Raw genomic sequence first — 25,113 nt, forward strand, 5'->3', positions numbered from 1 at the left:
TTGAAAGGAGGCGACACCTTGAATCATGAAGACCGTTTTAGAAAAGCTGAAATAGCTGCAATGATTGGTGTTGTAGGGAATATTGTTCTGGCGATCATCAAGTGGGGAGCCGGTATATTGGGAAATAGTAGAGCGTTGATTGCAGATGCCGTTCACTCTGCCTCGGATGTTGCAGGGTCACTCGCCGTCTTTATCGGGTTACGAGCAGCTAAGCAGCCTCCTGATCAGGATCATCCATATGGTCACGGGAAGGCCGAGTCCATAGCAGCAATCATTGTTGCAGTCTTATTGTTCTTAGTAGGTATCGAAATTGGAAAGTCATCTATAGAGTCTTTTTTTCATCCATTGACACCTCCAACAGCGATTGCCATCTATGCCGTCATCTTTTCCATTATTGTGAAAGAAGCAATGTTTCAATACAAATATCGATTGGGTAAAAGAATAAAGAGTGATGCTTTGATCGTCAATGCATATGAGCATCGTTCAGATGTCTTTTCATCCATTGCCGCACTTGTCGGGATTTCCGCATCCATCCTTGGTGGGAAATTCGATATAGGCTGGCTTGTATACGCAGATCCGGTAGCGGGAATCTTTGTTTCACTCCTTGTCCTCAGGATGGCCTGGCACTTGGGTGCCGAATCCATACATAATACCCTGGATCACGTCATGCATGAGGAGGATATCGTACCCTTTCGTAACATAGTGGAATCCGTTCCTGAAGTGAAGGAAATCAATGAACTCCATGCCAGGGAACACGGGCATTACGTCATCATTGATTTGAAGATCAGTGTCGATCCTCACATGACTGTCGAGGATGGTCATCGCGTCGGAAAACAGGTGAAGAAGAAACTTCTTGAAGAATCCAATGTGAATGATGTGTTCATTCATATTAATCCGTACAATCCGGCTTCTGAAGAAAGGGATGAACAAATAGACTTAACATAAGGAGGGGAATCCGATGAAATTTCAGTGGACATTATTATTGGGTATTTTCTTTGCATTGGTGGTTTCTGTTTTCGCTGTCATCAATGTAGATCCTGTCACCGTCAATTACTTCTTTGGTAAAGCTGACTGGCCTCTTATATTAGTAATCCTCGGATCTGTCTTCATGGGGGGAGTCATTATCGGCTCGGTTGGACTGTTTCGATTATTCGTCGTCCAACGAAGAGTGAAGGCTTTAGAGAAAGAAAATTTACTATTGAAGGAACAAGCAGAAGGCATGCATAAAGAAAAGGCCGAAAAGGTGCCATTGAAAAAGAGTGCTCCCGGCACAGTAGGGGAAACAGGAGAGTAAACAGCCTGGTGGTTTTGCCACCAGGCTGTTTTTTTATTATAAAGTATCACTCTGATGGGACATGCATGTAGATCCGGCTCTGTTAGGTTTGATTTTTAGTAAAAATTGTTAATCGGCTGGATTTTTTCGGTTTTCGGCCGGATTTTCAACCGAAACGGCTGGATTATGACGAAAAACGGCTGGATTATCACCAATTTCGGCCGGATTATGACTGAAAACGGCTGGATTTTCATCACAGGTATTTAGAAAATACATTCATTGGCAGGGTTCCACCAAGTAGCCACTATATAATTTACGTTTTTAAGCACAAAAATGGGTTTTTGCTACAAAATATCCCTCTTCATCAACAATAGTGGTGAAACGAGATTATTATCTGCTCCTGGACCAGGATCACTATCTGAATCGGTTTGAAGATTTGTCAGATTTGCCTTTTGCCGGCTGGACTTCCCAAGCAGCCTTTTCTTTTGAGTCACCCTTCTAATAAGATTGAAACCGCCCCCTCCTTTTTGTATAATGAGTAAGGCTGAGGGGTGAACGTATGTTAAACTCAAAAACACGTTGGATGATGACAGAATCAGATCAACATAAAATATCAGAACTGGCAAATGAATTAAAAGTACCTTCGCTTGTGGCGAAATTATTAATCAACCGGGACTTGGACGACGTAGAAGAGGCTCGGAATTTTTTATTTGATACAGGCGATTCATTTCACGATCCATTTTTATTTGAAGATATGAAGAAAGCAACGGAAAGAATCCACAGAGCCATTGAAAATGGCGAAAGGATTCTTGTTTATGGGGACTACGACGCTGATGGTGTAAGTAGTACGTCGGTATTGATGACAGTGTTAAGGGACCTGGGAGCAGATGTGGAATTCTATATCCCTAACCGTTTCAGTGAAGGGTATGGTCCGAATGAAGGAGCTTTCCGATGGGCTAAGGATGAAGAATTCACGCTCATCATCACAGTGGATACAGGGATATCTGCAGTGAACGAAGCAAGATTGGCAAAAGAACTGGAGATCGATTTGATCATTACGGATCACCATGAACCCGGACCGGAATTGCCGCCAGCCTTTGCCTTGATTCATCCAAAGGTCGAAGGGACCGCCTATCCATTTGGGGAACTGGCAGGAGTGGGAGTGGCATTCAAACTGGCCCATGCCCTCTACGGCGAACCTCCTGTCCACCTCCTTGATCTTGCCGCGATTGGGACCATCGCCGATCTAGTACCGTTAAGAGGAGAGAATCGCCTTCTGGCCAAGCGTGGGATTGAAAAGCTTCGCGTTTCAAACCGATTGGGTATTAAAGCCTTATGCAGGATTGCCAATGCCCAACAACACGAGATTACAGAGGAATCGATTGGATTCATGATTGCTCCCCGCATCAATGCTGTAGGTCGGTTAGGGGATGCAGACCCTGCCGTCGATCTTATGCTCACAGAAGATGCTGAGGAAGCAAAGGCCCTGGCTGAAGAAATTGACAGCTTGAATAAAGAAAGACAGGCGATCGTGTCTCAAATGACCGAAGAAGCGGTCAAGATGGTGGAGAATGATTTTCCCCTGAACGATAACCGTGTCCTCGTGATTGGAAAAGAAGGCTGGAATCCGGGGGTCGTCGGAATTGTAGCTTCACGCTTAGTGGACAAGTTTTACCGTCCGACCATCGTACTTAGTTACGATTCTGAGAAGGGAACGGCAAAGGGATCTGCAAGAAGTATTGCAGGTTTCGATTTGTTCAAGAATTTATCAACCTGCCGTGATATCCTTCCCCATTTCGGAGGACATCCCATGGCTGCAGGTATGACCTTACAGTTAGCCGATGTAGCACAGTTCAGAGACCGATTAAATGAGTTGGCTTCCACTGAATTGACTGAAGAGGACTTTATACCCGTCACACAGCTTGATGCATCTGTTACAGTTGACGAAATTTCAGTAGAGTCGATTGAAAAGCTTCAGCTTCTGGCCCCTTTTGGAATGCATAATCCAAAACCGAAGTGGATCATAGACAGTGTAAGCATCGAACATTATAAAAAAATCGGATCTGCACAAAATCACTTGAAGCTGGTCTTGGAAGACAAGGGCGTGCAACTGGATGGTGTCGGTTTTGGATTGGGAGAGCTGGCTGATCATATGACCCCATTTTCCAATGCCTCTGTAATTGGTGAGTTATCCATAAATGAATGGAATAACCGTAAGAAGCCTCAAATATTTTTACATGATGTGAAAATTGAGCATTGGCAATTATTTGATGTCCGTGGGATCAAACAAGTCCATAAATGGAATGGACTCATACCTGAAGAAAATAAAAAAGTCATTTGTTTTAATCGGGCTACTTTAGAAAAACTGAGTCTGGAAAATGATGAAGTGATAATGCTTGAGGATGGTTCTTCACTTGATGGCCTTGTAACCGATAATGCAAGTTTGGTGCTTCTGGATCTGCCGACTTCTAAAACAATACTAGAAGAGCTCTTGAAGAAGGGGCGTCCGCATCGTATTTATGCTCATTTCTTTCAGGAAGAAGACCATTTTTTCAGTACGATGCCGACCCGTGATCACTTCAAGTGGTATTATGGATTCTTAACAAAGCGTGGATCATTTGATTTAAATAAACACGGTGATGACCTTGCGAAATACAAAGGCTGGTCAAAAGAAACAATAGATTTCATGTCACAGGTGTTTTTTGATTTGAAGTTTGTTACAATAGTGAATGGATTTATTTCTCTCAATCCTGAGAAAACCAAGAAAGATCTTTCTGAATCTCTAACTTATCAGAAGAAACAACAACAATACGAGCTTGAAAACGAATTGTTATATTCTTCCTATCAAGAGTTGAAGACTTGGTTTAATGAAAGGATAGAAGAGTCTGTTACAATTGAGGAGGAAGTAAAAGCATGGACTTAAAACAATATGTTACCATCGTTGAGGATTGGCCTAAAGAAGGAATCAAGTTTAAAGACATCACTACATTAATGGATAATGGTGATGCTTATAGATACGCGACAGATCAAATCGTAGAATATGCAAAAGAGAAACAAATCGACCTGGTTGTGGGACCGGAAGCACGAGGGTTCATCATTGGATGCCCAGTTGCGTATGCATTGGGAGTAGGTTTTGCTCCTGTACGTAAACCTGGTAAGTTACCGCGTGAAACCATTCAAAAAGAATACGGATTAGAGTACGGTAAAGACGCTCTGACGATTCATAAAGATGCAATCAAACCTGGCCAACGAGTGCTCATTACAGATGACTTGCTTGCAACGGGTGGAACAATCGAAGCTACTATTAAGCTTGTAGAAGAATTAGGTGGAATTGTAGCCGGCACGGCATTCTTAATCGAATTAACGTACCTTGACGGCCGCGATAAGCTTGATAACTACGATATTCTTACATTAATGCAATACTAATATTGTTTATCAACACACATACACGTATATACTATTTGGTATACTGTTAACTTAAGGGACTGACATCCGGTTTTGAATGTCAGCCCTTATTTTTTATTTGGAAGGGTTAATGGGAGGTTAAAAATGAATGGAATGGGTTTTTGTGTCGACAATCATCGACAAAAACAGATGAATTCTGAGAATTTTACACTTACCCCTTTACATAACCCTGTTTTTTTTTGATAATAGTAACAATCATTAAAATCGAACACTAGTGAAATATATTAAAATACAAAGGTGATTTTGATCATGGCTAAAGATCAAGTACTAACCCCTGAACAGGTTATTGATAAAACAAGAGAATACTTAAACGCTGAGCATGTAGAGATGGTTCAGAAAGCCTATGAGTATGCAAGGGATGCCCATAGTGAGCAGTACCGTAAGTCTGGTGAGCCCTATATCATCCACCCGATCCAGGTGGCAGGGATACTCGCGGATCTTGAAATGGATCCTGCAACCGTCGCTGCCGGTTTTCTTCATGATGTAGTGGAGGATACCGGTGTTTCTCTTGGTGAAATCGAGGAAGCATTCAATGCTGAAGTGGCCATGCTCGTAGATGGGGTCACAAAGCTTGGAAAGATTAAATACAAGTCACAGGAAGAGCAGCAGGCTGAAAATCACCGGAAAATGTTTGTGGCGATGGCGCAGGATATCCGGGTCATCCTGATTAAATTGGCAGATCGACTTCATAATATGAGAACCTTGAAACATTTACCACAGGAAAAGCAGCGGAGAATTGCAAATGAAACACTTGAAATCTTCGCGCCACTGGCACATCGTTTAGGGATCTCAAAGATTAAGTGGGAATTAGAGGATACATCGCTCAGGTATTTGAATCCTCAACAGTATTATCGTATTGTCAACTTGATGAAGAAGAAGCGTGCAGAGCGTGAAGAGTATTTAGAGGAAGTCGTCAATGAGGTTAAGGATAAGTTAGGCGACGTGAAAATCGTGGCGGAAATTTCAGGACGACCTAAGCATATTTACAGCATCTATCGTAAAATGGCTCTTCAAAACAAACAATTCAATGAAATTTATGACCTGCTCGCCGTACGTGTCGTAGTAGACAGTATAAAGGATTGCTATGCTGTACTCGGTATCGTCCATACATGCTGGAAGCCAATGCCTGGCAGATTCAAGGATTATATTGCCATGCCGAAACCGAATATGTATCAATCTCTTCATACAACTGTCATCGGTCCAAAAGGGGATCCTCTTGAAGTGCAGATCAGAACGCTTGAAATGCACCAAATCGCTGAGTACGGTGTCGCGGCACACTGGGCATATAAAGAAGGAAAAGAAGCGAACGAAACGGTTTCCTTCGAGAAGAAGCTCTCATGGTTCAGGGAAATATTAGAGTTCCAAAACGAATCTGCCAATGCGGAAGAGTTCATGGAGTCTCTTAAGATTGATCTCTTCTCTGATATGGTCTTTGTATTCACGCCTAAAGGAGATGTACTGGAACTTCCGTCGGGGTCTGTCCCGATTGACTTTTCTTATCGTATTCACTCAGAAATCGGGAACAAAACGATCGGAGCCAAAGTGAATGGTAAGATGGTCACTCTTGACTATAAGTTGAAAACGGGGGATATCATTGAAATTCTCACGTCCAAGCATTCTTACGGCCCCAGTCAGGACTGGTTGAAGCTTGCGCAAACATCTCAAGCGAAGAACAAGATCAAGCAATTCTTCAAGAAGCAGCGGAGAGAAGAAAATATTGAAAAAGGCCGGGATTTAGTAGAAAAAGAAATCAAGAATCAAGATTTCGATGTGAAAGAAATCCTTACTGCTGAAAATATTAAACGTGTATCTGAGAAGTTTAACTTCTCAAATGAAGAAGATATGTATGCAGCCGTTGGTTATAACGGGATCACGGCGGCTCAAATCGCCAACCGCTTAACGGAGAGAGACCGGAAGAAGCGTGAACAGGAAGACAGCCTGGAAGAAACGATGAAAGAATTGAATGCCCAACCGGTCAAACGCAAAAAAGATGCCGGTGTCCAGGTAGAGGGCATTGACAATCTTCTTATCCGTTTATCCCGTTGCTGCAGCCCTGTCCCAGGGGATGAGATCGTAGGTTTTATCACGAAAGGCCGAGGTGTTTCTGTGCATCGTGCCGACTGTACAAATGTAATGGCGGATGAAGTAGAACAGCGCCTCATTCCAGTCTCATGGGAAAGTGATAGAAATGACCGTAAAGAATACAATGTGGATATAGAAATCTCCGGTTACGATCGCAGGGGCCTTTTGAATGAAGTGCTTCAGGCGGTAAATGAGACGAAGACGAATATATCGGCCGTAAGTGGAAAATCCGATCGAAATAAGGTGGCAACCATCAATATGTCCATTTCGATTCATAATATATCCCACTTACACAAAGTGGTAGAGAGAATTAAACAAATTTCAGATATTTATGCTGTAAGAAGAATCATGAATTAAAAGGAGATTTCTTTATGAGGGTTGTACTGCAAAGAAGTAAAGAAGCCTCCGTCACCGTTGATGGAGAAGTAAAGGGAGCCATTCGTTCAGGCGCTGTCTTGCTTGTGGGTATCACACACGATGATACGGAAGAGGATGCTCGTTATGTTGCCGAAAAAGTAGTGAACCTGCGCATTTTTGAAGATGAAGAAGGGAAGATGAATCATTCTTTGTTGGATATAGAAGGCGAGATTCTCTCCATCTCTCAATTTACACTCTATGGGGACTGCCGTAAGGGAAGAAGGCCGAACTTCATGAGTGCAGCGAAGCCAGATCTCGCAGAGTCTGTTTACGACTACTTTAATGAGGCATTAAAAGAAAAAGGTGTCAAAGTGGAAACGGGCGTATTTGGAGCCATGATGGACGTCAATTTAACGAATGATGGTCCTGTTACACTAATCATAGAAAGTAAATAAAGAAAAGCTGATCCTCCAAAGGATCAGCTTTTTTCATTCATGAAACATACTGCATCCGGCGTATCATCAGTCTGTGAAATAATCTCCCAATCCATGATAGATAGCCGTTGCCGCCAGGTCTTGAAAATAATGAGTATTAACATTGGCTTCCTCTGCAGGATTACTTAAGAAACCAAGTTCTAGAAGGACTGCCGGCTGATTATTCTCACGTACAACATGATAATCACCTACTCGTACACCACGGTCTTTTGTCGGTAATCGATCTGCCAGGCTCCCGTGAATATCGTCTGCAAGTTCTTTCTGCTGATTTTGATAATAGTAGGTGGTATGGCCGACGATAGAAGAATCAAGAATACTGTCAAAATGGAGGCTGATAAAGGCATCAGCCTGATAATAATGAGATAATGATACCCTTGACGGTAACGAAAGATATTCATCGTTTTTTCTCGTGAAGACCACTTTGGCCCCTGCACTCTTTAACTTTTCAGCGAGGAGTTCCCCGGTTCTCAAGGTAAGGAGTTTTTCCAAAGTACCACTTGCTCCGATGGTTCCACTATCTCTTCCTCCATGACCGGGATCAATCACGATTACTTTATCTTGTATGCCGCCTTTTCTATTACGGGAAGGAGTGGTGTTTTCACCAGTACCGGATCGGATGGACACAACCCAGCCGGCTATAAAACCTGCGCTTCCATCCTCTAATTGTATTTCATACCAATCTCCGTTTTTGCTCTTGACGGAAAAGGTTTCTCCACTGGAAGCCCGGGCAATAACACTAGCTTGGGCATTTGCATCACTTCTGATATTGGTGCCATTGTATAGAATTGTGACGTTTTCATTTTCCAATGAGGATTCACTCTCATGAGCAGAAGCTGTAACGGTTTTTTGAACGTACCAACCGGCCACCCATCCTTTTTTTCCATTAGAGAGCTTTATTTGATACCAATTGTTTTTCTCTTTCAATAGGGTATATTTCTCCCCCTTGGATACCTTTCCCACGACGCGTCCATTTAAAGACGTTTCGTCCCGGACATTTAAGCCGTGAACCGTGATGATTCCTATAAGTTCTGTGGATGCGGCAGCAGGCTCCTCTTCATTGGAACTCGAAGAGAATTCTATATATGCATCGTTCACCCATGCCCTGTCATTGCCGAATTGAATCTCGTACCACCCGCTGACACTTCCGGTAACCTCAACGTGATCTCCCTTATTTAATACTCCCAGGACGGAGCTTTGAACAGAAGGAGACATTCGGACATTAAGGGAGTTGTCGGTGATGATTCCTTGTTTATTCTCACTCTTTTTCGATGGGGGAGGAATGGGATTGTTTTCCGATATATATTCCTCATGAACCCAGCCGCTGACCGTTCCCGATTCGATGAACAGCCAGTCACCCTTTTTGTCGGAAACGGTTACTCTATCACCAGTGCTTAAGACCGTCACAACTCCTTCAGAGGTGCCGGGCCCCTTTCTGACGCGTAAACCATCGGTGTTTACCTGTCCTTCTTTAAGTGAAGAGACATCGGAAGAGGCAGAATCTGCTGAGACAAGCCATTCGGCCACCCAGCCCTCTCCACTACCGGTATCTACCTTATACCAATCATTTTGAGTGTCTACAATATTGTACTCTTCCCCTTTATGTACCTTCGTCAGAACAGGGTAACTGAGTCCGGGCCCCGTACGGACATTCAAAGTCGAAACACTGATCGTCACCTTTCCTGTTTCTGCATGTGCATAATCAGCTTCAAGTGGCTGAAAAGGAAGGATCATAAGCACAATCAGTATCGATGCAATTATTTTCCTGATCATCTTCACCTCCTGTCAGTAATAGAAAACACAATAGTAATATCGGATCCTTTCACTAAAATATTGATCACCTTTCCGACGATTTATCGAAAAAACCCTTAAGGTTTTAATACGATAAAAAAAATAAAATTCCTCTAAAACGAAATAAAAATAGGTAATTGGAAATGATAGAGTTAAGGAATGTTTTGAAAGGATGATTGAATTGAGGTCAAGTGAAAAAGGGTTTATGAATGCAAATGGTGATAACCAGCTGTTTGGAGTGGATTTTCACCAGTTTATGGAACGAGAGAAAGATGCATTGAATGTGGAGCTTGCTTCAGAGTTCGGGTTGTCATTGAAAGAAGTTAAGCTATTAAAAAAGAAAATGGAAAGATCGTAACGAAATTTTCTTTAACCTCTTGACATGAACATACGGCATCCGTATCATTATAGAAATAAAATAACATTTACAAAAACCGTTGATCGAGCATAGTAGCTGACACCCACGTGTAAAGAGAGGAAATGCCTTGGCTGAGAGCATTTCTACAATGTGACTTAGTGAATGAACACTCAGGAGGTTTCTCTCTGAAAAGGTCCTTTAGTAGGAGATGAACGTACCAGGCGTTAACTGGCTAAGTGGAGGTCTATATAGACTTCAATTAGGGTGGCACCACGGGAATAACAGCTCTCGTCCCTTGTATGATATACAAGGGATTGAGGGCTTTTTTTTATTTACATAAAGATCAACGTGCACGATAAAAGGAGGAAATCATCTTGTCCATTCAGATTCCAAGAGGTACACAGGACATACTGCCTGGTGAAGTGGAAAAATGGCAGTATGTAGAGGAAGTGGCAAAGTCCCTTTGTCACAACTATCAGTATAAGGAAATCCGCACCCCCATTTTCGAGGCGAGTGAATTATTCACCCGGGGAGTGGGAGATACGACGGATATCGTTCAGAAAGAAATGTATATGTTTGAAGATCAGGGAGGCAGAAGCCTGGCGCTTCGACCTGAAGGAACGGCTTCGGTGGTCCGTTCCTTTGTAGGAAATAAGATGTTCGGTTACCCGAATCAGCCGACCAAACTCTTCTACTCGGGTCCCATGTTCCGTTATGAGCGACCACAAGCCGGCCGATACCGTCAATTCGTCCAGTTCGGGGTCGAAGCCCTTGGAAGTGAAGATCCTGCGATTGATGCAGAAGTGATTTCACTTGCGATGGGAATTTACAAGGAACTGGGACTGACTCAATTGAAGCTTGTGATTAATAGTCTGGGGGATGCCGACAGTAGAAATGCCCACAGAGAAGCACTGATCAATCACTTTAAGCCGAGCATCGATGAATTCTGTGGCGATTGTCAAAATCGCTTGGAGAAGAATCCCCTACGTATCCTGGATTGTAAAAAAGACCGCGATCATGAATTAATGGGTACAGCACCATCGATTCTTGATTACTTAAATGACGAGTCGAAGAACTACTTTGAAAAAGTACAAACTCACCTTTCGGACATGGATGTTGAATTCGTAGTCGATCCAACCCTTGTTCGCGGACTTGATTACTATAACCACACAGCCTTTGAAATCATGAGTGAGGCAGAAGGCTTTGGAGCCATCACGACCCTTTGCGGCGGCGGACGTTACAACGGGCTCGTCCAAATGATCGGGGGTCCGGAAACACCCGGAATCGGATTTGCCTTCAGTATCGAAAGACTTCTTTCAGCTTTAGAAGCAGAAGGAATCGAACTTCCGATCGAACATGGAGTCGAATGCTTCATTGTATCACTTGGGAAAGAAGCAAAGGATTATTCCGTTAAGCTTCTTCACACCTTGAGGGCGGCGGGTATTTCTTCAGAGAAAGATTATCTGGATCGCAAGGTGAAAGGCCAATTCAAAGCGGCTGACCGGTACGATGCGAAATATGTGGCCGTGATCGGCGACAACGAATTACAAGAAAATAAAATCAATCTGAAAAATATGTCCACAGGTGAACAGGAAGAAATAAGTCTGGATCACTTTGTTGAGAAAATGAAAAATAAGCTCGGTAAATAAAACCCATTGATTCAATAAGGAGGAGAACATGATGACGAAAAGAACGGCATATTGCGGAGACATCACGGAATCATATATTGGTGAAAAAATCACGATCAAAGGCTGGGTGCAAAAGAGAAGGGACCTGGGCGGCTTGATTTTCATCGACCTTCGTGACAGAGAGGGAATCGTACAAATCGTATTTAATCCGGATTTATCAGGAGACGCTTTAGCCCTTGCAGAGAAAATACGAAATGAATATGTGTTGAGTGTGACAGGTACTGTCGTAGCGAGAGCAGAAGGAACGGTGAACCCCAACCTGAATACTGGGAAAGTTGAAATTCACGCAGAAGAGGTCCGAATCATCAATGAAGCCAAGACACCTCCATTCATGATCGATGACCAGACGGAAGTGTCCGAGGATGTGCGCCTGAAATATCGTTATGTTGATCTTCGTCGTCCAGCGATGATGGAAACCTTCAAAATGCGCCATAATGTCACGACATCTTTCCGCAATTTCTTGAACGATAACGGATTCCTGGATGTGGAAACCCCGATTTTGACGAAAAGTACGCCTGAAGGTGCCCGTGATTATCTGGTTCCGAGCCGTGTCCATAAAGGTGAATTCTACGCGCTGCCGCAATCGCCGCAAATCTTCAAGCAATTGCTGATGGTATCCGGTTTCGACCGTTATTATCAAATCGCCCGCTGCTTCCGTGATGAAGATCTTCGTGCAGACCGTCAACCGGAATTCACACAGATCGATATGGAAATGAGCTTCATGGATAAAGAAGAGATCATCTCACTTGTGGAAGATATGATGAAGAAACTGATGAACGACGTGAAAGACGTGAACGTTTCACTGCCGATCCCAAGAATGACGTATGACGATGCCATGAGCCGCTATGGGTCTGACAAACCGGATACACGCTTCGGGATGGAACTGATCGATGTATCAGAGATCGTAAAGGATTCAGGATTCAAAGTATTTGCAGGCGCTGTCGCGAACGGTGGTCAAGTGAAGCTGATCAATGTAAAAGGCGGGGCATCACAGTATTCCCGTAAAGATATTGATGGCTTGACTGAGTTTGTCTCCCGTTACGGAGCAAAAGGGTTAGCCTGGTTAAAGGTAGAAGAGGAAGGCCTGAAAGGACCCATCTCCAAATTTGTGACGGAAGAAGATGCTTCCGGGATTTCTTCTTCAGCCCATGCAGAAGCAGGAGACTTGTTGCTGTTTGTCGCTGATAAAAAATCCGTAGTGGCAGATGCACTTGGTGCCCTTCGTTTGAAATTAGGGAAGGAATTGAAGCTGATCGACGAAACGAAATTCAACTTCCTATGGGTGACGGACTGGCCGCTGCTTGAGTTTGATGAAGGTGAAAACCGCTACTATGCTGCCCACCATCCATTCACGATGCCGGTGAGAGAAGACCTTGAACTCTTCGAAACAGACCCTGCATCCGTCCGTGCCGAAGCTTATGACCTTGTATTGAACGGGTACGAACTTGGAGGCGGATCATTACGTATTTACGAGCGTGACATTCAGGAAAGAATGTTCGAAGTACTTGGATTCTCAAAAGAAGAGGCAGAAGAACAATTTGGTTTTCTATTGGAAGCTTTCGAATACGGAACGCCACCACATGGCGGAATCGCCCTTGGGCTTGACCGTTTAGTGATGCTCCTTGCAGGCCGCACGAATCTTCGCGATACGATTGCCTTCCCGAAAACGGCGAGTGCAAGCTGTGTGCTGACTGACGCTCCTGGTGGAGTAAGTGAAGCTCAATTAAAAGAGTTATCCTTGTCGCTGGATGTAGAATAATGTAAATAAATTCAGGGGGTCATTCGTTGAAATCGTCATGGTGATATGATATTATTTAAACAATCACAAACAAGTCCTGATGTGTGCGACGTTTTTACCTAACAGTTTTGACCGAACACTTCAAACTTTGGGAGCTTGACGTTTCTGCTAGGCGTTCATGCCCCGTGCCGGGGACTAACAAATAGTGGAATAAAGCACCCACCTGCCGAGAGCGGGTTCAAAACGAAGGAAATGATGGCGACGGCACGATTGGGACTTGTCCAAACATGAATGATAATGAAGATCTTATAGATTGAGGAGTCAGGCTCATAGCGGCCTGGCTTTTTTGTCGGGACTAAATTCTGCTTTAATGGGGTAAACGAAGGGGAAGGACAACATTTCATATTGATTTTCGTTCCCCTTTCCTTTATTCTAATTCAGTATAAACCTAGTTGAATACTTATAATGGAGTTGATTATATTGCTACACCAGTTTTCACGAAATGAACTAGCGATCGGTAAGGAAGGACTTCAAACCCTTAAAAATAGTACGGTGGCAGTACTCGGAATCGGGGGAGTGGGATCCTTTGCTGCTGAAGCTTTAGCCAGATCAGGTGTAGGCCGTCTTGTGTTAGTGGATAAAGATGATGTGGATATCACCAACGTCAATCGTCAAGTTCATGCATTGCTCTCTACAGTGGGCCAGCCAAAGGTCGACCTGATGAGGGACCGCATTATGGATATTAATCCAGACTGTGAGGTCATTGCTTTAAAGATGTTCTACACAGAGGAAACGTACGAGGAATTTTTCAATCAGGGATTGGATTATGTGATCGATGCTTCTGATACGATCTCCTATAAAATTCACTTAATGAAGGAATGCTTAAACAGAGATATTCCTCTGATTGCGAGCATGGGAGCCGCTAATAAAACCGATCCGACTCGCTTCAAAATTGCGGATATCAGTAAAACGCATACGGATCCAATCGCAAAGGTCATCCGTACCCGATTGAAAAAAGAAGGAATTAAAAAAGGTGTGACGGTCGTCTTCTCGGATGAAAGTCCGATTGTCATCCGTGAAGATATTCGAAAAGAAGTAGGAAAAGATGATGCGAAGATTCGTAAAGCACAACTTCCTCCGTCTTCCAATGCGTTTGTTCCATCGGTTGCAGGTTTGATTGCAGCCAGTCATGTGATGAACCAGCTGTTGAAGCATATTGAAATTAAAAGAGTAAAAGACAAATAATGCCCAAAAAAGGACTGAATCTAAAATGGATTCAGTCCTTTTTCTATCCTTTAAGCAGTACGGCGAATTTTCTATCCAACTTCAAGCCTCCTCATAGCCAGATTTATACATTCTTGAAAACTAATTCCATTAATTAGGTTGAAAAAGGATTGACTGTATAACGTGTCATAGTGTACTATCTAACTAGAACACCATGACACGTTAAAAGGAGTGCACGTATGAACGCTTTTACAGGTCTTCTTTGGAAAGACTTTAAAACCTCTAAGGTTTGGTTTTTTGGCTGGTTAGCGATTATTTTTCTTATTTACATTATTGGATTGGTGATCGGGAATTTCGTCAAAGAGCCAACGATTGTTCAAATCTTTCTCATCATGATCGGTGTATTTCATTTTGCCTTTCTTCCGGGCATCGTATGCTCCATGCTTCGTCTGGAAGGGAAAACACAGCTCTGGCTTCACAGTCCCTATAACGGGTTTATGCTCTTGTTGCCCAAATTGATCATTGCATTTATTTACTCCACTTTGTCACTACTATTAGTGGATGGCCTGGGGATCATCTCCATGCTCATGTATCCGGAAGCCTCTCTTTTCTCCTATTGGCCGATTAAAGAAGGCATCTTCTTTAATTTAGGTGTAACGGTGGTGGGCCTGTATATATCCGGATGGACGATTTTCTTATGGACCTTCTACCACTCTCTTTCAAAGTATCCATCCATCAAGAGTATACGATGGATTTTTGTAGCTGGTTTTATCATTGTGTATCAAAGTATTGTCGCATTTCTTACGAGCATTAAATGGGTGGAAAGATTACTCTTCGATACTTTTACTGTTGAAGTGAGTTCGGGTGTCTTTTTCTCGGTTGGTTCCAATGAGGCGAAGGCCGGTTTTGATCCTGAAATGATTCCGCTGCCATTGCTGCCGTTTGTATTTGAGGGAATAGTCATGATTGTCGTATTTATCATTTCATGCTGGTTATTAGATCGTAAGGTTGAGGTGTAGTACATGACAGAGGAATATACAGCTTCCAAGCCGATATACCTTCAAATAGCTGATCGAATCATACGTGAGATTGTAAGAAAAGAATTAACTCCGGGTGATAAACTGCCCTCTGTCCGGGAAATGGCCGTTCAATCCGGGGTGAATCCAAATACCATTCAACGTACGTACAGCGAATTAGAAAGGATGGAAATTGTGGAGACGAGGAGAGGGCAGGGAACATTTGTAACGGAAAAGGAAGAGGTTCTTTCAGTTTTGAATGAAAAGGTCCAACAGGAAGTAATTGAATCATTCATTAAGGATATGAAAGAACTGGGACTAACAAAAGAACAAATGATAAATGGCGTCGAGAGATACCTTGCCCAAAGAGGGGAGGAATAGAGATGGTTGTGAAATTTGAAAGTGTAACCAAAAAATATGGAAATGAAATGGCCTTAAAGAATACGTCGTTTCAATTTGAAAAGGGTAAGATTTATGGTCTTTTAGGTCCGAACGGCAGCGGAAAATCGACCACTTTAAAGATGATTGCAGGTTTAGTTCTTCCGAGTGCAGGCACTGTGACCATGAACGGTAAGCCTGTTACCCGGAAACAAGCAATTGAAGTGGCGTATCTTACCGAATTGGATATGTTTTACGAAGCATTTACCGTTGATGGGATGATCCGGTATTACGCCTCTCAATTCTCAGACTTTGACTTGACTCGTGCTCATGAGTTAGTGGGATTTATGGAGCTGGACAGCAAGAAGAAGATCAAGCATTTATCGAAAGGAAATCGCGGCAGACTGAAGCTTGTTCTTGCCCTGTCCCGAAATACTGAGGTCCTGCTCCTGGATGAACCATTTTCAGGGTTGGATCCTATGGTAAGGGACTCCATCGTGAAAGGTCTCTTATCCTATATCGATTTCGGGAATCAGACAGTGATCATAGCAACCCATGAAATCGATGAAATTGAAGGGATACTTGATGAAGCGTTCATTATCAATGATGGAGAAATTAAGGGGCACTGTCAGGTAGAAGAGCTTAGAGAAATAGAAGGATTGTCAGTCCTGCAGTGGTTGAAACAAACAACGAAAAAAGAAGGGAAGATGAAGTGATGAAGACGGTTGTGCAATTACAGGGTGTCTCAAAAGTCATTAAAGGCAAGACCATTATCGATAATTTATCCTTTGATGTGTATGAAGGGGAAGTATTCGGTTTTCTGGGACCTAATGGAGCAGGAAAAACGACGACGATCCGAATGATAGTAGGACTAATGAATATTTCAAAAGGAGACGTCCTGATTTCTGGGAAGAGCATCAAAAAAGATTTCGAAGGTGCCATTAAGGATGTTGGTGCCATCGTTGAAAACCCGGAACTCTATAAGTTCATGTCGGGATATCAAAACTTAAAACATTTTGCCCGCATGCAAAATGGAATCACCGAAGAAAGAATGAAGGAAGTCATCGAACTTGTCGGTTTAACAGATCGCATCAATGATAAAGTGAAAACTTATTCACTTGGAATGAGACAGCGCTTGGGTCTGGCGCAATGCCTGCTCCATAAACCAAAGCTCCTCATACTCGATGAGCCTACAAATGGACTGGATCCTGCCGGAATCCGCGAAATTCGTGCGTATATCAGAAAGCTTGCCCAGGAAGAGGGTATGGCGGTCATCGTATCGAGTCACTTATTATCTGAAATGGAAATGATGTGTGATCGTATCGGGATCATCCAATCCGGAAAGCTTGTCGATGTGCAGCAGGTCCGTGATTTTGTATAGGGGTCAGAGCAGGTTTATCATTTTGAGGTACATGATGCAGGAAAGCTCCAATCCGTACTGAAAGTATTTGATCAAGGAATTAAATTTGAAACCAAGGGTTCGGAAGTTCAGGTCGCTCTAACAAAAGAGCAAGTACCGAACGTCATTCGCGCTCTTGTGGAAGCGGATGTTCAAATTTATAGCGTTATGCCAATTGCCAAAACATTAGAAGACAGATTCTTAGAAATTACGAATGATAAAGGAGAGGTCGTGCATGCTTAGTCTTATAAGAAATGAATGGACAAAAATATTCAAGCGGGTCGGAACGTATGTCATGCTCGGATTGCTTATTCTTATTATTGGTGTTACGGCAGCTTTCACCAAGTATGATGACGGGAAAGCAAAGGAATCGGAAAACTGGAAGCAGGAACTGACAGGACAAGTGGAAGCAGATAAGCAAATGTTATCTGAAAATCCAAGTATGAATAAGTTTATCGTGAAAGATACTGAAAGAAGGATTGCCATCAATGAATATCGAATTGAAAACGACATTCAACCAAAAGTGAAAGAAACCGTTTGGACGTTTGTCGAAACGAATGCATTTTCCGTTCTGGTTGTAGGTCTGTTTGCCATCATCGTGGCAGCAGGGATTGTGGCAAGTGAGTTCAGCTGGGGTACAATCAAGCTATTGCTCATCCGTCCGATTTCCAGGACCAAAATCCTGTTATCCAAATATTTCACCGTCATTTTATTCGGAATGAGTATGCTGCTTGTCTTATTCGTTGTATCATTCCTTATTGGACTCCTGCTATTTGGAGGAACAGATCAGTCCACTCATTTAGCATATGTGGATGGCAAGGTAGTCGAACAGAACATTGTCGGGTACCTGATTAAAACATACTTATTGAAAACCATCGATGTCGTGATGATGGCTACGATGGCATTCATGATTTCCACCGTATTCAGAAGCAGCTCACTGGCTATCGGGATCTCCCTATTCCTCTTGTTCGTGGGAGCTAACGCAACAAGCCTGCTCGCTCTTCGATTCGACTGGGCAAAATTCAGTCTGTTCGCGAACACAGATCTGACACAATACACAGGTTTCACACCGCCATTGGTGGACGGAATGACCATGGGCTTCTCGATCACCATGCTCGTCATCTACTTCATCATCTTCCAGCTGCTCGCCTTCATCGTCTTTAATAAGAGGGATGTAGCGGCATAGAAAAGCGGAGGCGGCTTGGTCAGGCCCGACAAGCATAAGACGAACCACCCGGAAAGGCGCCCTTTGCCTTTATGGGGGGGGGTGACTTATGACCTCGAGGGTCTAGCCGCCGGAGCTGGACAAGGAAAAGCGGAGGCGGCTTGATCAGGCCCGACAAGCATAAGACGAACCACCCAAAAAGGCGCCCTTTGCCTTTATGGGTGGTTTGACTTATGACCTCGAGGGCCTAGCCGCCGTAGCTGGACAAAGAAAAGCGGAGGCGGCTTGGTAAGGCCCGACAAGCATAAGACGAACCACCCAAAAAGGCGCCCTTTGCCTTTGTGGGTGGTTTGACTTATGACCTCGAGGGCCTAGCCGGTGTAGCTGGATAAAGAAAAGCAACCAAAAAGTGACGGACTCATCAGAGTTCGTCACTTTTATCTATACCGGTATAATTTTGAGAAATTCAAGCGTGTGACTTGTTGAAGGAGAAAGGCTGGTTCAGTGGCATCTTTTTTTCGAAGGGTATTTAAAGCTTCTATCATTTCATCATGAGTCATGATTCCGACACCGTGACCAAAATACTGATCCTCTTCTAAAAACACAGAATTTTCCCCCATCCATATCGGATCTTCATAGTCTGGATTAGAGAAATAGTACACATCCCCTGGAATATAGTCCACTCCTTCATAGGTGACCATGCTCATATCATCGTCATAATTGTGACCCCACACTAAAAGAGGAGAGAACAACTGATTGAAATAAGAAGTCCTGATTGTATCGAGGATTGATTTATAGTATATGAGGACAATGCTGGTGACGCATTCGAAGCTATAGGCAGAGCTATTTATGAAAACATCTTCAATGGCCTCTGATGGAAGCTTCGAATCACGAAGCCTATATCCATATGGAGTCTTGATCCAAAAAGCAGAGTTGAAATAGGAGTGTTCAAAGGCAGCGAATTTGGCGTCACCCTCATCCATGCTCCTTGCATTGACAATGAATCGTTCCCGCATCTTTAATTCAAATTGGAGCTCGCCTAAGTTACGGTAACGATAATCTGTAGGACTGCTATCAAGTGCTTTAACGATGCTTTCCTCTAAAGGTGATAGATTTGTTAACCCAATACTTGACGATCCATTTTCAATGATAATCAATCAATACACCCCCGGCCTTTTTACTAATGTATGATGGGGTGAGGAGATATGGGCATCAACAGTAGAAAAATTTTGAGAAAGCCAACTGGGCTGGGTGATTTTAACATGATTGGATAAGTCAATCGTTTAACTTAGGAGGATGTTCACAATTTGGCACAACAAAATGTGAATCTGGCACAAGTTTTGGTGAAAGTGGCACAACAAACTACAAATCTGGCACAAGTTTGTGAGGAAGTGGCACAACAAACCGGAATTACCCCTTAATACCACCCGTCAATCCCGATATATGGATGGGAAAGCAGTCCAAAAAACAAAAACCTGCCAAAAAGATCGTCCTTTCAGCAGGTTTTGATAGATAAATGCCAGCTTTGGGCCACAATGAACCACCTTTCGCTTTTGATTTATCCAGCTCCGGCGGCTAGAGGCGCCTTTGGCTTTTGTTATTTCATTTGTTTATTAATTTTCTCATACACCTGGGCGATCGCCTGTTCAAATTTGCCTGTCGATTTTGGGGTATAGTAGTGAGCATTTTTTAATTTGTCAGGTAAATAGGTTTGCGGGACCCATCCAGATTCATAGCTGTGTGGATACTTGTATTCGATTCCTCTTCCAAGTTCTTTGGCTCCTTGATAGTGAGCATCCTTTAAGTGATCCGGAACCTCGCCGCTTTTTCCCTTACGGATATCGCCAAGTGCAAGATCAATGGCCGTGATCGCCGAGTTCGATTTGGGTGAAAGGCAAAGTTCGATGATTGCGTTGGCCAATGGAATTCTCGCTTCGGGAAATCCGATCTTCTCAGCTGTCTCTACAGCTGCCAATGTTCTTGGTCCTGCTTGAGGGTTTGCGAGTCCGATATCTTCATAGGCAATGACTAATAGTCTGCGGGCGATGCTTGGAAGATCCCCGGCTTCAACGAGTCTGCCTAAATAATGAAGAGCGGCATTCACGTCACTTCCACGAATCGATTTCTGAAAGGCACTTACGACATCGTAATGGGCGTCTCCATCTTTATCGTGAGAAAAGCTTTTCTTTTGAAGGCATTCTTCCGCAATGCTGACATCGATCCGAATGACACCCTCCTCATCCGGTGAAGTGGACAGAACGGCCAATTCCAATGCATTTAACGAACTTCTGACGTCACCGAAGCTGCTGCTTGCAAAATGTTCAATCGCTTCTTCAGTCACATCAAGTGAATACTCCCCTAATCCACGTTCTTTATCTTCAATGGCTCGATGCAAGGCGATTTTCATTTCATCAATGGAAAGGGGCTTTAGTTCGAAAATCTGGCATCTGCTTCGTATCGCTGGGTTGATTGCATGATAGGGGTTGCTTGTTGTCGCCCCGATCAGGGTGATCATCCCGTTCTCTAAATAAGGAAGGAGAAAATCCTGCTTTCCTTTATCCAAGCGATGAACCTCATCTAATAGAAGAATCACTTTTCCAGACATTTTGGCTTCTTCTGCTACGATTTGAATATCTTTTTTATTATTTGTTACAGCGTTCAGGGTTTTAAACCGGTATTTCGTACTTCCGGCAATGGCGCTCGCGATGGACGTTTTTCCAATACCGGGCGGACCATACAAGATCATGGATGAAAGCTGTTTTGCTTTTACCATCCTGTCTATGATTTTTCCTTCTCCAACTAAATGCTGTTGCCCGATGATCTCATCAATGGTTCTGGGTCTCATCTTAAAGGCAAGTGGTTTAATAGACATGAAAACATCTCTCCAAACTGACGTAGCTAAAATTACTTTATCATAGGCGGTTCTTATAAGGAAATATTGTGGTTGATAGAAGGAGGGGAAAAGAGAATGGAGCCGTCCCTTTCACAGTGAGATGGCGGATATGCTATAATAACAAAAGTCAATACAGAAGGAAAATACCATTCGTTTATTATTGTAACGTTATTAAATATATTTGAGGTGCTGGACATGAAGATATCTACTAAAGGACGATACGGTTTAACGATTATGATTGAATTAGCAAAACGCCATGGTGAAGGGCCGACTTCACTTAAGACCATCGCACAGCAGCATGAGCTCTCAGAGCATTATCTTGAGCAGCTGGTGGCTCCCCTGCGTAATGGTGGACTTGTAAGAAGTATCCGGGGAGCATACGGCGGGTATGTATTAGGACATGAGCCATCTGAAATTACAGCGGGGGATATTATCCGGATCCTTGAAGGTCCGATTAGTCCTGTAGAAGGAATTGAGGATGAAGAACCGGCAAAGCGTGAGCTGTGGATACGGATCCGGGATGCTGTTAAGGAAGTTCTCGATAATACAACGATTGAGGATTTGGCCAGCCACTCCGATGACGGTGAATCAGATGCGTACATGTTTTATATCTAGGAGGTAACGATAAATGGAAAGAGTGTATCTGGATCATGCTGCAACGTCGCCCATGCATCCCGAAGTGATTGAAGAAATGACTTCAGTGATGAAGGAGACCTTTGGTAATCCATCGAGCATTCATTCGTTTGGCCGTGCATCACGTCATCTTGTCGATCATGCACGTACCATCATTGCTCAAAGTATCCATGCAGATTACAATGAAATCATTTTCACAAGTGGTGGAACGGAAGCTGATAATTTAGCTATTATCGGCTCTGCCGAAGCCAATAAGGAAAAAGGGAATCACATCATCACAACACAAACAGAGCATCATGCCGTTTTACATGCATGTAAATTCCTGGAGTCCAAAGGGTTTGAGGTGACGTACCTGCCCGTAGATCGAACAGGCAGGATATCCTTGGAAGAACTGCAAAAAGAACTTCGCGACGAAACGATCCTCGTTACGATCATGTTTGGGAATAATGAGGTGGGAACGATCCAGCCGATTAAAGAAATCGGAAATATCCTGCAGGATCATCAAGCTTATTTTCACACTGATGCTGTACAAGCTTTCGGATTGTCAGCTATAAATGTGCAAGAGCTCGGGGTTGATTTGCTTTCGGTTTCAGGTCATAAGATCAATGGTCCCAAAGGGATCGGATTTTTATATTCACACAAGAACCTGGATCTTCAACCTGGATTATACGGTGGTGAGCAGGAAAGAAAACGCCGTGCCGGTACAGAAAACGTCCCGGCGATCGTGGGTCTGGGAAAGGCAGTAGAAATTGCTCAAAATGCGATAGAAGTTAAACATTCCCAGTACTCTGCTTTTAAGGTTTTATTGAAAGAAACGTTAGCCGGTGCAGGCATTGAGTTTGAGGAGAACGGATCTCTTGAGTATGGATTACCCCATGTGCTAAACTTAAGTTTTCCCGGCACAGATGTAGAGTCTATGCTGGTGAATTTGGATATGTCAGGTATTGCTGTATCAAGCGGTTCTGCTTGTACAGCTGGATCTATAGAGCCTTCACATGTATTGGTCGCGATGTTTGGCAGTCAGTCAGAGAATACAAGGAACTCCATTCGTTTCAGCTTTGGTCAGGGCAATACGGAGGAACAAATTGTCTGGACTGCCAGTGAAGTCGCAAAAATTGTAAAACGTGTAACATCTTAAGATTTTCGTCTCAAGTGGACGAATGAACGGAATAAGGAGGTGGCGTTAGTGAAAAAAGAACCAAAGGATACGAGAATAGTCGTTGGGATGTCTGGTGGTGTGGATTCTTCTGTAGCCGCATTATTATTAAAGGAGCAAGGCTACGAAGTCATCGGGATTTTCATGAAAAATTGGGATGATACCGATGAAAACGGAGTATGTACAGCAACGGAAGATTACAACGATGTGATTCGAGTATGTAACCAAATTGGTATTCCTTACTACGCTGTGAATTTTGAAAAACAATACTGGGATAAAGTGTTTACGTATTTCCTGGACGAATATAAAGCTGGAAGAACACCAAACCCGGATGTGATGTGTAATAAAGAAATTAAGTTCAAAGCATTCCTTGATCATGCACTGAAGCTTGGTGCAGATTACCTGGCAACCGGCCACTATGCACAAGTCGAGTACCGTGATGGAGAATACAAGATGCTCCGCGGTGTCGATAACAACAAAGACCAAACGTATTTCCTCAATCAATTAGGGCAGGAGCAACTTGAAAAAGTGATGTTCCCCCTAGGCGGCATCGATAAAAAAAAGGTAAGGGAAATTGCGAAGGAAGCGGGCCTTGCTACTGCCACTAAAAAAGACAGTACGGGGATCTGCTTCATCGGTGAACGCAACTTCAAAGATTTCTTAAGTAATTATCTGCCGGCACAGCCAGGAAAAATGGAAACGTTGGACGGTAAAGTGATGGGGAAACATGATGGATTAATGTACTATACGATCGGTCAACGCCATGGGCTGGGTATAGGTGGAGCCGGTGAGCCTTGGTTCGCCATCGGGAAAGACCTTGAGAGAAACGTCCTGTATGTGGGTCAAAGCTTTGAGCATCCTGCCCTCTATTCGGATTCCATTCTTGCAACAGATGTCCACTGGACGTCGAATGGGGAGAAACCGGCTGAATTCGCCTGCACGGCAAAATTCCGTTACCGCCAGGATGATAACAACGTAACGGTTATTCCTTTGGAGGATGGCAAGGTGAAAGTCATTTTTGACGAGCCCATCCGTGCGGTCACACCAGGACAAGCGGTTGTTTTCTACAACGGTGATGAGTGTCTGGGTGGAGGAACGATCGATACCATTTACAAAGATGAGAAAAAACTTACCTATGTAGGTTAATGCTTAAAGGACTGAGAAGAAGAGATGTGCAAGCTCTCTTCTCTCAGTCCTTTTTTTCATCATTGATCGATACCGAAATTGAAAGTCCCTTATGTTATACTATTAACGATAAGTGGAAGAAACCATCATTCAACTTGCATACATAAATAATGAAAACATAGAGGTGTTTAAAATGGATAAGAATTTAAAAGGAATTGAGTTATTGCAAGAAGGAAAAGTAGAAGAGGCTGTTAAACTTTTTACAGAAGCCATCGAAGAAAATCCCAAGGATCCTGTCGGATATATTAATTTCGGAAACGTCCTCATGTCGGTTGGAGACAATGAAAAGGCGAAGAAATTTTTTGAACGTGCGATCTCAATCGACGATAATGCAGGGGCAGCCTACTATTCCCTGGGTAATCTATACTTTAACGAAAATAACTTTGATGAAGCAAAGGATCAATTTGAAAAAGCTGTTTCGAAGGGAATGGAGAATGCCGACGTTTATTTTATGCTTGGAGTCAGTCTGTTCCAACTAGAGCAGCCAAGATTCGCTCTTCCTTACTTACAACGAAGTGTCGAATTGAATGAAGATGACGTGGAGGCGCGCTTCCAGTTAGGACTGTGTCTCGCGAAGGTTGAAGCTTACGAAGAAGCGATTGCGCAATTATCGCAGGTAGTGGAGGCAGATCCAACACACGCAGATGCTTACTACAACTTAGGTGTTGCATACGCAGGCCATAAGGATGATGCGGATAAGGCCCTGATGTATTTCAACAAAGCAATCGAAGTTCAGCCTGACCATATGTTGGCAGGGTATGGCATCAAGATGATCGAAAAGCTTAAAAATGAACAAAGTGAATAGTTAGGGGGTTCACTGC

21 protein-coding genes, 1 other RNA gene, 1 pseudogene and 1 other annotated feature are annotated in these 25,113 nt (G+C 43.3%); of the genes and pseudogenes, 20 read left to right on the forward strand and 3 right to left on the reverse strand.

Annotated features, from left to right (window positions below; translation table 11 throughout):
* Nucleotides 1–60 precede the first annotated feature (60 nt).
* From TV75_RS14645 to dtd, 6 genes are all read left to right on the forward strand, one after another.
* Nucleotides 61–945: a cation diffusion facilitator family transporter gene (locus tag TV75_RS14645; RefSeq protein ID WP_172655785.1), complete on the forward strand. Its 885-nt coding sequence runs from the start codon at nucleotides 61–63 to the stop codon at nucleotides 943–945.
* Nucleotides 946–958: 13 nt separating this feature from the next.
* Nucleotides 959–1,294, forward strand: coding sequence for a LapA family protein (locus TV75_RS14650; RefSeq protein WP_044339540.1), 336 nt, complete (start codon nucleotides 959–961; stop codon nucleotides 1,292–1,294).
* 538 nt (nucleotides 1,295–1,832) lie between these two features.
* Complete coding sequence (recJ, locus tag TV75_RS14655) at nucleotides 1,833–4,196, forward strand: single-stranded-DNA-specific exonuclease RecJ (protein WP_044339541.1); 2,364 nt, start codon at nucleotides 1,833–1,835, stop codon at nucleotides 4,194–4,196.
* A complete protein-coding gene (locus tag TV75_RS14660) occupies nucleotides 4,187–4,699 on the forward strand; it encodes an adenine phosphoribosyltransferase (RefSeq protein ID WP_044339542.1) in 513 nt (170 codons plus the stop codon). The genes recJ and TV75_RS14660 overlap by 10 nt, the downstream gene beginning before the upstream one ends.
* 288 nt (nucleotides 4,700–4,987) lie before the next feature.
* Nucleotides 4,988–7,177: a RelA/SpoT family protein gene (locus TV75_RS14665; protein WP_044339543.1), complete on the forward strand. Its 2,190-nt coding sequence runs from the start codon at nucleotides 4,988–4,990 to the stop codon at nucleotides 7,175–7,177.
* Between the two features lie 14 nt (nucleotides 7,178–7,191).
* Nucleotides 7,192–7,632 (forward strand): D-aminoacyl-tRNA deacylase, encoded by a 441-nt coding sequence (gene dtd, locus TV75_RS14670; RefSeq protein ID WP_044339544.1) that lies wholly within the window; start codon nucleotides 7,192–7,194, stop codon nucleotides 7,630–7,632.
* A gap of 66 nt (nucleotides 7,633–7,698) precedes the next feature.
* Here dtd and TV75_RS14675 read toward each other — a convergent pair whose 3' ends face one another.
* Nucleotides 7,699–9,441, reverse strand: a complete 1,743-nt coding sequence (locus TV75_RS14675) for an SH3 domain-containing protein (RefSeq protein WP_044339545.1) — start codon at nucleotides 9,439–9,441, stop codon at nucleotides 7,699–7,701.
* A gap of 190 nt (nucleotides 9,442–9,631) precedes the next feature.
* Between TV75_RS14675 and TV75_RS14680 the strand changes: the two genes are divergently transcribed.
* From TV75_RS14680 to TV75_RS14720, 10 genes and pseudogenes are all read left to right on the forward strand, one after another.
* Nucleotides 9,632–9,817: an RNA polymerase subunit sigma-70 gene (locus TV75_RS14680; RefSeq protein WP_374054381.1), complete on the forward strand. Its 186-nt coding sequence runs from the start codon at nucleotides 9,632–9,634 to the stop codon at nucleotides 9,815–9,817.
* A gap of 70 nt (nucleotides 9,818–9,887) precedes the next feature.
* Nucleotides 9,888–10,116 (forward strand) — a binding site (T-box leader).
* 75 nt (nucleotides 10,117–10,191) lie between these two features.
* On the forward strand, nucleotides 10,192–11,466 hold the full coding sequence (gene hisS / locus TV75_RS14685; protein ID WP_044339546.1) for a histidine--tRNA ligase: 1,275 nt from the start codon (nucleotides 10,192–10,194) through the stop codon (nucleotides 11,464–11,466).
* 31 nt (nucleotides 11,467–11,497) lie between these two features.
* Complete coding sequence (gene aspS / locus TV75_RS14690) at nucleotides 11,498–13,264, forward strand: aspartate--tRNA ligase (protein ID WP_044339547.1); 1,767 nt, start codon at nucleotides 11,498–11,500, stop codon at nucleotides 13,262–13,264.
* A gap of 70 nt (nucleotides 13,265–13,334) precedes the next feature.
* Nucleotides 13,335–13,524, forward strand: a non-coding RNA gene (gene ssrS, locus TV75_RS21570) — 6S RNA.
* Nucleotides 13,525–13,723: 199 nt separating this feature from the next.
* Complete coding sequence (locus tag TV75_RS14695) at nucleotides 13,724–14,488, forward strand: tRNA threonylcarbamoyladenosine dehydratase (RefSeq protein ID WP_044339548.1); 765 nt, start codon at nucleotides 13,724–13,726, stop codon at nucleotides 14,486–14,488.
* A 218-nt stretch (nucleotides 14,489–14,706) separates the two neighbouring features.
* Entirely contained in the window at nucleotides 14,707–15,486 is a 780-nt protein-coding gene (locus tag TV75_RS21210; protein ID WP_052504573.1) for a hypothetical protein, read from the forward strand.
* A gap of 3 nt (nucleotides 15,487–15,489) precedes the next feature.
* The gene (locus tag TV75_RS14705; RefSeq protein WP_044339549.1) at nucleotides 15,490–15,864 is read left to right on the forward strand and encodes a GntR family transcriptional regulator; all 375 of its coding nucleotides are present in this window, start codon (nucleotides 15,490–15,492) and stop codon (nucleotides 15,862–15,864) included.
* A gap of 2 nt (nucleotides 15,865–15,866) precedes the next feature.
* Entirely contained in the window at nucleotides 15,867–16,577 is a 711-nt protein-coding gene (locus TV75_RS14710; RefSeq protein WP_044339550.1) for an ABC transporter ATP-binding protein, read from the forward strand.
* Nucleotides 16,577–17,503 (forward strand): annotated as a pseudogene (locus TV75_RS14715) (ABC transporter ATP-binding protein). Before TV75_RS14710 ends, TV75_RS14715 begins: the two are co-directional and overlap by 1 nt.
* On the forward strand, nucleotides 17,496–18,446 hold the full coding sequence (locus TV75_RS14720) for an ABC transporter permease (RefSeq protein ID WP_044339551.1): 951 nt from the start codon (nucleotides 17,496–17,498) through the stop codon (nucleotides 18,444–18,446). Before TV75_RS14715 ends, TV75_RS14720 begins: the two are co-directional and overlap by 8 nt.
* A gap of 416 nt (nucleotides 18,447–18,862) precedes the next feature.
* On the opposite strand, the gene TV75_RS14725 is transcribed toward TV75_RS14720, so the two are convergent.
* Both TV75_RS14725 and TV75_RS14730 read right to left on the reverse strand, forming a co-directional pair.
* A complete protein-coding gene (locus tag TV75_RS14725; protein WP_044339552.1) occupies nucleotides 18,863–19,582 on the reverse strand; it encodes a hypothetical protein in 720 nt (239 codons plus the stop codon).
* Between the two features lie 440 nt (nucleotides 19,583–20,022).
* Entirely contained in the window at nucleotides 20,023–21,297 is a 1,275-nt protein-coding gene (locus TV75_RS14730; protein WP_044339553.1) for a replication-associated recombination protein A, read from the reverse strand.
* Between the two features lie 216 nt (nucleotides 21,298–21,513).
* Between TV75_RS14730 and cymR the strand changes: the two genes are divergently transcribed.
* The 4 genes from cymR to TV75_RS14750 all read left to right on the forward strand — a co-directional run bounded on the left by cymR (nucleotide 21,514) and on the right by TV75_RS14750 (nucleotide 25,097).
* A complete protein-coding gene (gene cymR, locus TV75_RS14735) occupies nucleotides 21,514–21,933 on the forward strand; it encodes a cysteine metabolism transcriptional regulator CymR (protein ID WP_044339554.1) in 420 nt (139 codons plus the stop codon).
* Nucleotides 21,934–21,946: 13 nt separating this feature from the next.
* Nucleotides 21,947–23,089: a cysteine desulfurase family protein gene (locus TV75_RS14740; protein ID WP_044339555.1), complete on the forward strand. Its 1,143-nt coding sequence runs from the start codon at nucleotides 21,947–21,949 to the stop codon at nucleotides 23,087–23,089.
* Nucleotides 23,090–23,137: 48 nt separating this feature from the next.
* A complete protein-coding gene (gene mnmA, locus TV75_RS14745; protein ID WP_044339556.1) occupies nucleotides 23,138–24,253 on the forward strand; it encodes a tRNA 2-thiouridine(34) synthase MnmA in 1,116 nt (371 codons plus the stop codon).
* Nucleotides 24,254–24,425: 172 nt separating this feature from the next.
* Nucleotides 24,426–25,097 carry a tetratricopeptide repeat protein gene (locus TV75_RS14750; protein WP_044339557.1) on the forward strand — a complete coding sequence of 224 codons (672 nt, stop codon included), beginning with the start codon at nucleotides 24,426–24,428 and terminating at the stop codon, nucleotides 25,095–25,097.
* The last annotated feature ends 16 nt before the right edge of the window (nucleotides 25,098–25,113 follow it).

This window comes from Rossellomorea aquimaris, from assembly GCF_000935355.1.
Taxonomy (GTDB): Bacteria; Bacillota; Bacilli; order Bacillales; family Bacillaceae_B; genus Rossellomorea; species Rossellomorea aquimaris_B.

What these genes read in the sequence shown, in the direction of transcription:
- TV75_RS14720 (WP_044339551.1), top strand. Translation starts at nt 17,496, where the DNA reads ATGCTTAGTCTTATAAGAAATGAATGGACAAAAATATTCAAGCGGGTC.
- cymR (WP_044339554.1), top strand. Translation starts at nt 21,514, where the DNA reads ATGAAGATATCTACTAAAGGACGATACGGTTTAACGATTATGATTGAA.
- TV75_RS21210 (WP_052504573.1), top strand. Translation starts at nt 14,707, where the DNA reads ATGAACGCTTTTACAGGTCTTCTTTGGAAAGACTTTAAAACCTCTAAG.
- TV75_RS14645 (WP_172655785.1), top strand. Translation starts at nt 61, where the DNA reads ATGATTGGTGTTGTAGGGAATATTGTTCTGGCGATCATCAAGTGGGGA.
- TV75_RS14680 (WP_374054381.1), top strand. Translation starts at nt 9,632, where the DNA reads ATGATTGAATTGAGGTCAAGTGAAAAAGGGTTTATGAATGCAAATGGT.
- TV75_RS14730 (WP_044339553.1), bottom strand. Translation starts at nt 21,297, where the DNA reads ATGTCTATTAAACCACTTGCCTTTAAGATGAGACCCAGAACCATTGAT.
- recJ (WP_044339541.1), top strand. Translation starts at nt 1,833, where the DNA reads ATGTTAAACTCAAAAACACGTTGGATGATGACAGAATCAGATCAACAT.
- dtd (WP_044339544.1), top strand. Translation starts at nt 7,192, where the DNA reads ATGAGGGTTGTACTGCAAAGAAGTAAAGAAGCCTCCGTCACCGTTGAT.
- TV75_RS14675 (WP_044339545.1), bottom strand. Translation starts at nt 9,441, where the DNA reads ATGATCAGGAAAATAATTGCATCGATACTGATTGTGCTTATGATCCTT.
- TV75_RS14710 (WP_044339550.1), top strand. Translation starts at nt 15,867, where the DNA reads ATGGTTGTGAAATTTGAAAGTGTAACCAAAAAATATGGAAATGAAATG.
- TV75_RS14750 (WP_044339557.1), top strand. Translation starts at nt 24,426, where the DNA reads ATGGATAAGAATTTAAAAGGAATTGAGTTATTGCAAGAAGGAAAAGTA.
- TV75_RS14660 (WP_044339542.1), top strand. Translation starts at nt 4,187, where the DNA reads ATGGACTTAAAACAATATGTTACCATCGTTGAGGATTGGCCTAAAGAA.
- TV75_RS14650 (WP_044339540.1), top strand. Translation starts at nt 959, where the DNA reads ATGAAATTTCAGTGGACATTATTATTGGGTATTTTCTTTGCATTGGTG.
- aspS (WP_044339547.1), top strand. Translation starts at nt 11,498, where the DNA reads ATGACGAAAAGAACGGCATATTGCGGAGACATCACGGAATCATATATT.
- TV75_RS14665 (WP_044339543.1), top strand. Translation starts at nt 4,988, where the DNA reads ATGGCTAAAGATCAAGTACTAACCCCTGAACAGGTTATTGATAAAACA.
- TV75_RS14705 (WP_044339549.1), top strand. Translation starts at nt 15,490, where the DNA reads ATGACAGAGGAATATACAGCTTCCAAGCCGATATACCTTCAAATAGCT.
- TV75_RS14740 (WP_044339555.1), top strand. Translation starts at nt 21,947, where the DNA reads ATGGAAAGAGTGTATCTGGATCATGCTGCAACGTCGCCCATGCATCCC.